Origin of the sequence: Caballeronia sp. S22 (assembly GCF_964261745.1) — a bacterium.
Taxonomy (GTDB): domain Bacteria; phylum Pseudomonadota; class Gammaproteobacteria; order Burkholderiales; family Burkholderiaceae; genus Caballeronia; species Caballeronia jiangsuensis.
The window spans coordinates 1,077,796-1,089,322 of the sequence record NZ_OZ180038.1 but is presented as its reverse complement, the minus strand read 5'-3'; the positions used below and the strand labels follow the sequence as shown (position 1 = coordinate 1,089,322).

2 protein-coding genes are annotated in these 11,527 nt (G+C 65.6%); one reads left to right on the top strand and one right to left on the bottom strand.

Annotated features, from left to right (window positions below):
* Nucleotides 1–15: 15 nt before the first annotated feature.
* Complete coding sequence (locus ACEN42_RS31615) at nt 16–9,570, bottom strand: amino acid adenylation domain-containing protein (protein ID WP_371883558.1); 9,555 nt, start codon at nt 9,568–9,570, stop codon at nt 16–18.
* 204 nt (nt 9,571–9,774) lie between these two features.
* Here ACEN42_RS31615 and ACEN42_RS31610 point away from each other — a divergent pair, with 204 nt between their 5' ends.
* Entirely contained in the window at nt 9,775–11,514 is a 1,740-nt protein-coding gene (locus ACEN42_RS31610) for a cyclic peptide export ABC transporter (protein ID WP_371883557.1), read from the top strand.
* Nucleotides 11,515–11,527: the final 13 nt, after the last annotated feature.

Sequence of the window (11,527 nt, the reverse complement as noted above, 5' to 3'; positions counted from 1 at the left end):
TTTTTCTTGCGGTTCTCATTGCGTCTCCAGTTCACCGAGCAGCGCGTCGATGGCGCTTGCCGCGTCATGTGCGCCGCCCGTTGCATCGCGTTGCTTGATCGCGGCATCGATCGCGACGGCGCAGCGTGCAAGCGTCCGTTCATCGAAGAGCGTGCGCAGCGGCAATGTCAGCGACCAGTGCAGGTTGGCCTGCGCGTTGGCCTGCGTCGCGAGCAGCGAGTGGCCGCCGAGCGCGAAGAAGTCGTCATCGCGGCCGATGGCTTCGAGATGCAGCACGCGCTGCCAGATCGCGGCGAGCTCGCGTTCGGTCGCCGTATGCGGCGCTTCGACGCTTCCTCGCGTGCGCATCGGCACGGGCAGCGCGTTGCGGTCGCACTTACCGTTGGGCGTCACCGGCAGCACGTCGAGCGCGATCACGTGCGACGGCACCATGTAGGCCGGCAATTGCGAACGTAATGAACTCAGCACGGCGGCTTCATCGAACGCATCGGGCGCGGCGCACGCGATGTAGCCGATCAACTGCTCGTCGCGAACGATCACGACCGCATCGCGCACATTCGGCTCGGCGCGCAGCAGCGCTTCGATCTCGCCCGGCTCGATGCGCTGCCCGCGCAACTTCACCTGTGTATCGATGCGGCCGAGATAGTCGAGCGCGCCATCGTCGCGGCGACGTGCGAGATCGCCCGTGCGATAGAGGCGTGCGCCCGCGATGAACGGATCGGGCACGAAGCGCTCGGCGCTCAGCGATGCACGCCCGAGATAACCGCGCGCGAGACCCGCGCCGCCGAGATACAGTTCACCGATGCCGCCGCAAGGCACCGGATGCAGCGCCGCATCGAGCACATGCAGTTGCAGATTCGCGATCGGATGACCGATCGGCACGGAAGCCGATTCGATATCGCGCGCACCGCATGTCCAGTGCGATACGTCGATGGCGGCTTCGGTCGGACCATAGAGGTTGTAGAGCCGCGCGTTCGGCAGCAGCCTGGCGACGCGCGCGACGAGTTCCGGCGCGAGCGCTTCGCCGCTTGCGACGATTCGTTCGATGCTCGCGCAGCGATGCGCGTCGCCGAACTCGTCGATATGCGCGACGAACGCCGCAAGCATCGACGGCACGAAGTGCAGCGTGCTCACGCGATGCGCTTCGATGGCCGCGACGAGCCGCGCCGGATCGCGATGATCGCCGGGCGCAGCAATGGCGAGCTTCGCGCCCGTCGCGAGCGGCCACACGAATTCCCACACGGACACGTCGAAGCCGAACGGCGTCTTGTGCAGCACGACGTCGTCGCGCGTCAGGCGATAGGCGTCCTGCATCCACGCGATGCGGTTCGCCAGCGCGCCGTGCGTGTTGCCCGCGCCTTTGGGCTTGCCCGTCGAGCCGGATGTGTAGATGAGGTACGCGAGTTGCGCATCGCTGACTTCGATGGGCGTTGCGAGCGTCGCGTCGTTCTGCATGAGCGCGGCGATATCAAAGACGCGCGCGTTCGCGGCGACGGTTTCCACGCGTTCACGCAGATGCGTTTGCGTCAGCACGACGGCGGGCTTCGCATCGTCCAGCAAGTACGCGATGCGCTCGGCCGGATAATCCGGGTCGATCGGCAGATACGCCGCGCCCGCCTTCAACACGCCGAACAGCGCGACCACCATTTCGAACGAACGCTCGACGCACAGCGCGACCGCCGTGTCCGGCTCGACACCCACGCTCACGAGCGCGGCAGCGACGCGCTGCGCGCGCTCGTTCAACTCGGCATACGTCATATGCTTCGAAGCGCCATCGCCAGCGTTCATTTCAAGCGCGGTGGCATCTGGCGCAGCCTTGACCATGCGCTCGAACTGCCGATGCAGCGGCGCGCGTTCGACGTCGTTCCATTCACGCGCCGTTGCGTTGAAACGCGCGGCGTCTTCGGCAAGCGAGATCGTGCCCAGCGGCGCATCGGCGTTCGCGGCAAATGCATCGAGACAGGCGGACATCGCGCGATGCAGCGCCGCCACGCGCGATTCATCGAGACGCGCCGCGTCATACCCGTAATCGATGACGATGGATTCGCCCGCCTCCACCACGAGCGTCAACGCGAAGTCCGTCGCTTCGATATTGCGCAGATCGCGCATCGCAAGCGCGCGTTCATCGCGGCCGGCCCACGCTTCATCGACAGGATAGTTTTCGAAGACGACGAGCGTGTCGAACAGCGCACCGCCGCCCTGACCCGCCCAGCGTTGAATCTCCGCGAGCGGCGTATGGGCATGTTCGTTGGCCGCGGCGTTGTCCGCCTGCAATTCTCGAAGCCACGCGGACGCGGCACGCTGCGGCAGCGGCGCGGTGATCACCGGCAGCGTGTTGATGAAGAGGCCCAGCACGTCGTCGATATCGGCGAGCGTGTCGGGGCGGCCCGCCACCGTCGAGCCGAACGCGACGCTCGTCCGATGCGTCATGCGCTGCAACGCGAGCGCCCACGCGCCCTGCACGAGCGTGTTGAGGGTCACGCGCAGACGGCGCGCGGTATCGATGAGGCGTGCGGTCGTCGCGGCATCGAGCGTCGCGCGCCACGTACGGTGATCGTCGAGCGATGGTCGATCGCTCGCCTCGCGTTGCGCGATAAGCGTCGGTTCGTCGAGACGTGCGAGACGTTCGAGCCAGAATGCCTCGTCGGCCTGCGCGTCGCGTTCAGCGAGCCACGCGATGAAGTCGCGATAGCGCGTCTTCATCGAATGCGCGGCGAAAGGCTGCGCGCGAGGCGGCTCGATGTAATCGCGCAACACATCCGCGAACATGCGCGCCGTGCTCCAGCCATCGAGCAGCAGATGATGACGCGTCCACACGATGCGCCATTCTTCATCCGAAAGTCGAATCAGCGTGACGCGCATCAATGGCGGCACCGCGAGATCGAAGCCGCGTGCGCGGTCGTCCGCGAGCCACGTTTCGAACGATGCAAGCGCATCGCTTCCATCGCGCCAGTCGAGCACGTCGAACGGCATGCGCGCCTGGCGATGCACGATCTGCATCGGCGCGGCTTCGTCGGGCGTAAAGCCGGTGCGCAGGATATCGTGACGCGGCACGGCCGCATCGAACGCGGCGCGCAAGCGCTCGACGTCGGGCGCGATCAGCGTCGCCGCGAGCTGGTTCACATACGTCGATTGCTCCGGAGCGAACAGCGAATGAAACAGGATGCCCTGCTGCATCGGCGACAGCGGATAGATGTCGGTCACGCCGCGCAGATCGACCGGCAGACGTTCGAGCGCCGCTTGCGTCAGGCCGCCATCGCGTGCGAGCGGGAAATCGCCCGGCGTCGCGCCTGCGCCTTTGGCCGCGATGCGTTCTGCGCACGCACTCACGATTTCGGTAAGCGCGCTCTCGAAGCGCTGCGCGAGCGCTTCGATCGTCGCGCGCTCCAGTTGCGTCGAACCGTAGACCCAGTGCAGCTTGAGCGTGCGTTCGTCGCGGTCGTCCACGTAAGCATGAATCGCGAGTGCATTGCCGAGCGGGCCTGAAGGATCGCGCTCACAACCCGCGCCGCCGAAATGCGGCGTGAACGCGGCGTCGCGCGCGTTCTGTGCTTCAAACTGGCCGAGATAGTTGAAGGTCACGCGCGGGCGCGGCAATGCTTCGAGCGATGCGCGCGTCGCGTCGTCGCCGTAATGGCGCAGCACGCCGAAGCCGAGGCCTTTGTGCGGCACGGCGCGCAACGTGTCCTTCGCGGCGGCGAGCGTGGCGACCGGCGATGCTTCCACCGGCACCGACACCGGATAGTGACTCGTCAGCCAGCCGAGCGTGCGGCTTGCATCGATGTCGTCGAAGACCGCTTCGCGGCCATGTCCTTCGAGCTCGATACGGCATGTCTTGCCGATCGCATGTGCGAGCGCGGCGATCAGCAGTGCGACCGTCTGCGTGCGATAGGCGGCGTTCGCTTCGGCGAGCACGGCGCGCGTGAGCGTGACATCGAGTGTCTGTTCGATGACGGCGGCATCGGCGTTCGTCGCCTTCGCTTGCGGGTGATCGAGATGCAGGTCATCGCCTGTCGCGAGTTGCGTCGTCCAGTACTTGGCTTCACCGGCGAACGGCGATTGCGGATCGCGTGCAGCCTTCGCAAGCCGCGCCGCCCATTGCGACGCCTTTGCGCCGGTGCGCGTGAGGCTCGCGATGCCCCGCGTTTCCGCCGCGCGATAGGCATTGAGCAGATCATCGAGAAGGATGCGCCACGACACGCCATCGACGATCAGATGATGAATCGCGAGGTACGGCTTCGTGCGCCCGTCGGGCAGCGATGCGGCGAGCGCGCACGCCAGCGGGCCGCGTGAAATGTCGAGCGTGCGCTGGATCGCATCGAATTGCGCGAGCGCATCGGCTTCGTCGTGTGCGGCGACGGCGGCGAGCGGCAACGTGTCGAACGCCTTCGAAGCCTGCACGATGCGCCATGCGTTCGTCGCGGCGTCGCGCTCGAAGCGTTGCCGGAAAATCTCGTGATGCGTCAGCAGCGCATCGAAGGCGCGCGCGAAGGCATCGAGATCGAACGATGCGTGGGCATCGAATTCGATCGACTGGTTCCAGTGGCCGCGCTGCGCAATATCCAGCGCGAAGAAGCGCAATTGCGCGGGCGTGAGCGTCACGTTTTCATCCGCTTGCTTCGTTGCGGCGACGGGCGCTCTCGCTTCGGCCGTATCGATCGGCTTCGTGACGCGGGAGAGTTGCGCGACCGTCGCGTTGTCGAAGATCTGCTTCGGCGTCGCGCGAAGGCCGCGTTTGCGCAGGCGCGCGATGATTTGCAGCACGAGAATCGAATCGCCGCCGAGCTCGAAGAAGTTATCGTCGCGGCCGATGTGCTTCGCCTTCAACACGTCCTTCCACACCGATGCGATCGTTTCTTCGACTTCGCCTTGCGGTGCGTCGCTCGTTGCGGCGGTTTCGACTGGCTTCATCGCGATATCGCGCAGCGCGGCACGGTCGATCTTGCCGTTGGCCGTCACGGGCAGCGCGTCGAACACGATGATCGTCGCGGGCACCATGTAGTCGGGCAAGCGTGCGGCGAGCGCATCGCGCAGCGTGGCTTCGCTTTGCGCCGTGCCGCTCACGAACGATGCGAGTTGCAGACGGCCATCGCGATCGATCGGCAAGGTCTCGGCCTGAGCCACGCCTTCGATCGCGCGCAACGCCGCGCTGACCTCGCCCGGTTCGACGCGATAGCCGCGAATCTTGACCTGATCGTCGAGACGCCCGAGGAACGCGATGCGTCCATCTGCGCGCAGACGCGCACGATCGCCCGTGCGATAAAGCCGCTCGCCGTGCGCGAACGGATGCGGCACAAAGCGCTCGGCGGTGGCGGCCGCACGTCCGAGATAACCGCGTGCTAGGCCCGGGCCGCCAAGATATAACTCGCCGATACCGCCCGGCGGCACGCACGCGCCCGATGCGTCGAAGACATAGGCGCACGCGTTCGGCAACGGACGGCCGAGCGGCGCGCCCTGCGCGTTGCGTTCATCGTCGGCAAATGCGGATGCCTCGCACGCGATTGCGCCGACCGTCGCTTCGGTCGGACCATAGTGATTGATCACGCGACACGATGGCTTCAACGCCCTGACACGATCGACGAGTGCCCACGGCAAGGACTCGCCGCCCGTCACGAGCGCATGCGAAGGCAATACGTCGGCGGGATGCTGAGCTTCCAGGAGCGCGTGCAGATGACTCGGCACGATCTTCAACACGCCCACTTCGCGCGTGCGCATCTCGGCGGCGAAACGGTCCGGATCGAATGCGCATCGAGCGGGCAGCAGATGCAGCGTGCGCCCCGAGCACAGCGCGCCGAAGAGCGTCGTGTGACCGAGATCGGCGGCGACGGTCGAGACCATCGCCATCGATACGTCGGGTGCAAACGCGAGTTCATCGAGCATGCCTTGCACGTAGTCAGCAAGCGCGCGATGCGGCACGGCGACACCCTTCGGCGTGCCCGTCGAACCCGAAGTGAAGATGACGTAGGCGGTTTGTTCCGGCGCGGGCTGCACACGTTGCGCAGCGGCATTCGCGAGCGATGCATCGTGCGCGAGCGTATCGACATCGAACAACTGCGCGTTGCCGAGCGCAGGCGGCGCGTTGTCGTCGTTCGTCGCGACGAGCGCGAGGCGCGCGCCGCACGCTTCGATTGCGGCATCGAGGCGTGCTTGCGGCATCGACGGATCGAGCGGCACCGCGTATGCACCCGACTTCATCGCGCCGATCAGCGCGACGACGAAGCGCACCGAACGTTCGATGCACACCACCACTGCGCGCTCGGCCTGCGCGCCCTCCTGACGCAACGCGAGCGCGACGCGGTTCGATGCGTCGTCGAGTTCGGCGTAACTGATTTGCGTATGCGCATCGGCGAGCGCGATGCGATGCGGCGTCGCGCCCGCATGCTGTGCGATCAGCGCGAGGATATCGTCGACGGCGAATGTCAGCGCGCGGCCGCGTTGCGATTCGCGTTGCGTCGTGCAATCGAGCGATGCGATCGCACGCGAAGGATCGCGCACCGCATCGGCGACGAGCGTCGCGAAGCTCGCGAGCCATGCGTGCGCGGTGGCGTCATCGATGCAATCGCGCGCATGAGCCGCGACGAGTTCGATGCCGCGCGCATCGTCGGTGAAATCGAGCGCGAAATCGAAGCGCGCCGCGAGATCGGGACCGGGCGTCGCGATTGCCGTTGCGTTCGGTAGCGCCGCCTTCAATTCGGCATCGAACTGCTGGGCGAATTTCACGCGCAGCCACTCGTCGCCACGCGCGACGGGCGGCTTCACAACATCGAGCACGCGATCGAACGGCACGTCCTGATGCGCGAAAGCATCGAGCGCATGCGTGCGCACGTCGTCGAGCAAACGGGAAAACGATTGATGGGAATCGACGCGCGCGCGCAAGGCCAGCGTATTCAGACACAGCCCGATGAGCGATGCAGTCTCGGGCCGCTGCCGATGCGCGACCGGCGTCGCGACAACGAAATCGTTTGCGCCGGTCAGCCGATGGAGCCATGCATCGAACGCAGATAGCAGCACGACGAACGGCGACGCGTGCCTCTCGCGTGCGAGTTCACGCAACGCATTCGATGTCTCGACGGACAAGCGCAACGACGCACGTCCGCCACGATGATCGCGTTCAGCGGGACGCGTGCGATCGTAGGGCAGCACGAGCGGTTCGGGCGCCGCATCGAGCGCCTTGCGCCAGAAGCCGAGTTGACGCTCGCCCTCTTCGCCATCGACCAGATCGCGTTGCCATTGCGCGTAGTCCGCGTATTGAATCGCCAGCGCGGGCAGCGACGGCGCTTCGCCCTGCACGTAAGCGCCATACGCGTGCGCGAGTTCTTCGAAGACGATGCGCGAGCTGTAGCCATCGGTGATTGCATGATGCGCGGTCAACATCAGACGATGCGATTCATCGCCGAACGTTACGAGCGTCGCGCGCAACAGCGGACCATTCGACAGATCGAACGCTTCGCTCGCGTGACGTTGCGCAAGCGCTTGTGCATCATCGATTGCATCGGCGTTCACACGCGCGATCGTCACCGGCAAAGACGCGTGAATGCGCTGCATGACGATACCGTCGTCGTTCTCGACGAGTGTCGTGCGCCATGCCTCGTGACGCCCGATCACATGATCGAGTGCGCGCTGCAAGGCGTTTGCATCGAGCTTGCCGGTGATATCCCAATGGCCCGCGATGTGATACGCCGAGCCCGCATCGCGCGTTTGCGCCAGCACCCAGAAGCGTTGCTGCGCGAACGATGACGGTCGATCGACGTGACGCGCGTTCGTCGATGCCGCGCTTCTTACGATGACCGTATCGCTCGCCTCTACCTCGCTTGCGTCGATCAGCGCGGCGAGTGCTTCCAGCGATGGATCGTCGAAGATCGCGTCGAGACGCAGGTTCACGCGCCAGTCGATGCGAATCGCCGCCTGCAACTGCATCGCCGCGAGCGAATCGCCGCCACGCTCGAAGAAGCGATCCGCGCGGCCGATGGGCGCGGCATCGTCGAGAATGCGTTGCCAGGTTTGCGCGAGACGTTGTTCGGTATCGGTCGCGGGTTCGATGTACTCCGCGCCACGCACAGCCGATGCTGACACAATCTGAGTCTTCAACGCATCGCGATCGAGCTTGCCGTTCAACGTATAAGGCAGGCGCGTGAGCCGCACATAGCGATGCGGCTGCCACGCTGCGGGCAAGTGTTCCGCGAGATACGTCTTCAACGCGGCATCGCTCGCAGCTTCATGTGCGATGACGAGACAGGCGGTTAGTTGCGCGCGGCCATTCGTCGATTCGGCAAGCACGGCGGCATCGCGAATCGATGGATGCGCGCGCAAGCACGCCGCAATTTCCGCAGGCTCGACGCGCACGCCGCGAATCTGCACCTGATCGTCGATGCGCCCGAGATAGTCAAAGGCGCCATCGGGGCGTTCGCGCGCGAGATCGCCCGTGCGATAGATGCGCGCGCCCGGCTCGCCCGAAGCATCCGGCACGAAGCGTTCGGCCGTCAGCGCCGCGCGTCCGTGATAACCGCGCGCGATGCACACGCCGCCGAGCAGCAACTCGCCATCGTCGATGCGCGCGACACGCGGACCGATCACGCGTCCGATGGGCAGCGACGCGTAGGCATCGGCATCGCTCAGATCGGGCGTGACGTGCGGCTCGACTGGCCACAGCATCGGCGAGATGACGGCTTCTGTCGGCCCGTAACCGTTGATGAGACGCTGCGCCGCGAACACGCGCCGCACGCGTGCGAACGCTTCACGTGAGAGCGCCTCGCCGCCGAACGCGAGCACGCGCAACGTCGCGGGCACGCCCTTGCGTTCGGCAAGCGCCGCGAATTCGCGCAGATACGCGGGCGGAAAAGCGGCGACGTTCACGCCTTCGCGCTCGATCAACGCATGCGCCGCTTCGGGCGCGAACGGCGGCGGCGCAGTAATGACGATGCGCGCGCCCACCGCGAGCGGCGCAAGCCAGCACTCGTGCGCGGCATCGAAATTGACCGATGCGAAATGCAGCAGGCTATCGCCCTCGCCGATGCAAAGCGCAGTCGCGAGCGCGTCGCAATGCGCGGCGAGCGGACCATGCTCGACGACGACGGCCTTGGGCAAGCCCGTCGATCCCGACGTGTAGATCATGTATGCCGCGGCGCGCGGATGCACGGGCGTGTCGTCATCGAGCGCGGGCGCATCGGCGTGATCGTGATGGACGTCGAAGCATTGCGCGAAACGTGCGCGCATCGCATCGTCGGCGGTGGCATCGACGATGCCGTGCGCGAGGCCCGCATCCTTCGCGATCCAGTCAAGGCGCGCGGCGGGATGATGCGGATCGAGCGGCACGAACACGCCGCCCGCCTTCAGCACGGCAAGCAACGCGACGAACAGTTCGCACGAACGCTCGACGCACACGCCGACGCGCACTTCCGTGCCGACGCCGGCCGCGCGCAATCGCGCCGCAAGCCGGGACGCGCGAGCGTCGAGTTCGCCGCGTGAGAGACGCGCGTCGTCATGTGCGTTGAATGCGAGCGCGGGCGCATCGGGTTGAAGGCGCGCAAGGTTCTTGATACGAAGATGCAGCGCGGTCGGGAAACTCGTCATCGGCATGAATTCCTTCGGTTCTGGCCGCATCGGAAAAAGCTGCGGCATGAACGGTGGGCCGCTGAAAGTGCGGCTTCACTCGGGATGACGATTCGCGCGAGAAAATATTTACCGCTTTGCTGGTGCTAAAGATTCGCTGCGCTGAAACGTCTCTATGTAGAGGTGCCTTCGCACCGCTTTCCCGACTTCAGCGACGCCTTGCCAATGACTGCCATCAACGAGCCTTTAGATTCCTCCGCCACGCAGAAGCCCGCGGCGCGCCTGATCCTTGCGTTGCTCAGGCGCTCGCGCGGCGCGTTCGCAACCGCGCTCGTCGCCTGTGTGATGAACGGCATCGCGAGCGTGATGCTCGTCGCGACGCTCAATCGCGCGCTGTCGACGCCCTCTTCCGCCGATGGCGCGCTCGCCTGGCGCTTTGCGTTATGCGCGGTGATCGCGCTCTTCACGCGCGTGATATCGGGCGTGCTGTTCGCGCGGCTCTCGCAGGACACGATGGCGCAGTTGCGCGAACACGTCGCGCGACGCGTGGCGGCGGCGGAACTGCGCGATGTCGAGCGCATCGGCGCAGCGCCCGTGCAATCCGTATTGACCGACGATGCCACCAACGTATCGATGCTCTTCTTCGCGTTGCCGAACATCGTCATGCACGGGTCGATCGTGTTCGGCTGCCTTGGCTATCTCGCGTGGCTGTCGTGGCCGGTGTGCCTGCTCGCGCTCGCGGCCATCGTAACGGGCTCGCTCGGCTATCACCTCGGCGACAAGCGCGCGATCGCATCGCTCGAAGCCGCGGGGCAATCGCAGGACAAACTGTTCGGCTATCTCGGCGCGTTGTTCGCGGGGGCGAAGGAACTGAAGCTGCATCGCACGCGCTCGCAACAGTTCGTCGACGGGCAACTGGGCGCGGCGATCGGTGAAGTGCGCGATCATCGCCGGCGTGCGTTCAGCGCGTATGCGGTCGGCGTTGGCTGGATCATCTTTCTGTTCTACGGCTTTCTTGGCGCGGCGGCGTTCTGGCCATCGCTTGGCGTGCGTGCCGATGCAGGCTCGACGGCGGGTTATGTCGTCGTGTTTCTCTTCATGCTCGTGCCGCTCGATGGTCTGCTCAACAACATTCCAACGCTGAACGCGGCGCGTGTTTCGCTCGCGCGCATCGAGAAGGTGATGGCGGAGTTTGGCAGTCTGCGCGTGCAGGCGTCGCCGGTTTCATCGACACAGGATGCGAAGTTCGAAACGCTCACGATGCGCGGCGTCACGCACTCGTATTTTCATGAGCGCGACGAGCGCATGTTCCGCATCGGTCCCGTCGATCTGACGTTCAGGCCGGGCGAGCTCGTGTTCATCGTCGGCGGTAATGGCAGCGGCAAGACCACGCTCGCGAAAGTGCTGACGGGGCTTTATGAACCGGAGTCGGGCGTGATCGAAGTCGATGGCAAGGCTGTCGATGCCGAGAGCCGCGCCGCGTATCGCGAGCGCTTCACGGCCGTGTTCAACGACTTCCATCTTTTCGATGCGCTGCTCGGCATCGTCGATCCGAATGATGCATCGCGCGCCGCCGCCGATGCGCGCGCGAATGCGCTTGTCGCGCGGCTCGCGCTGGATCACAAGGTGAAGGTGATCGATGGCGCGTTCTCCACGCGTTCGCTTTCGACCGGTCAGCGCAAGCGGCTCGCGCTGGTGGTCGCGTATCTGGAAGACCGGCCGCTTTATCTTTTCGATGAATGGGCCGCGGATCAGGACCCGGCGTTCAAGGCGGTGTTCTACGAGCAGTTGTTGCCCGAGTTGCGTGCGCGTGGGAAGACGGTGATCGTCGTGACGCATGACGACCGGTATTTTTCGCTCGCGGATCGGGTGCTGAAGCTGGAGAACGGGATGGTGGTGAACGAGACGCGCAGTGGGGTGAGGTCGGCGGTGGTGGATGTGGCCGCGAATGGGACGATGGGGTGAAGGAACGGGGCGC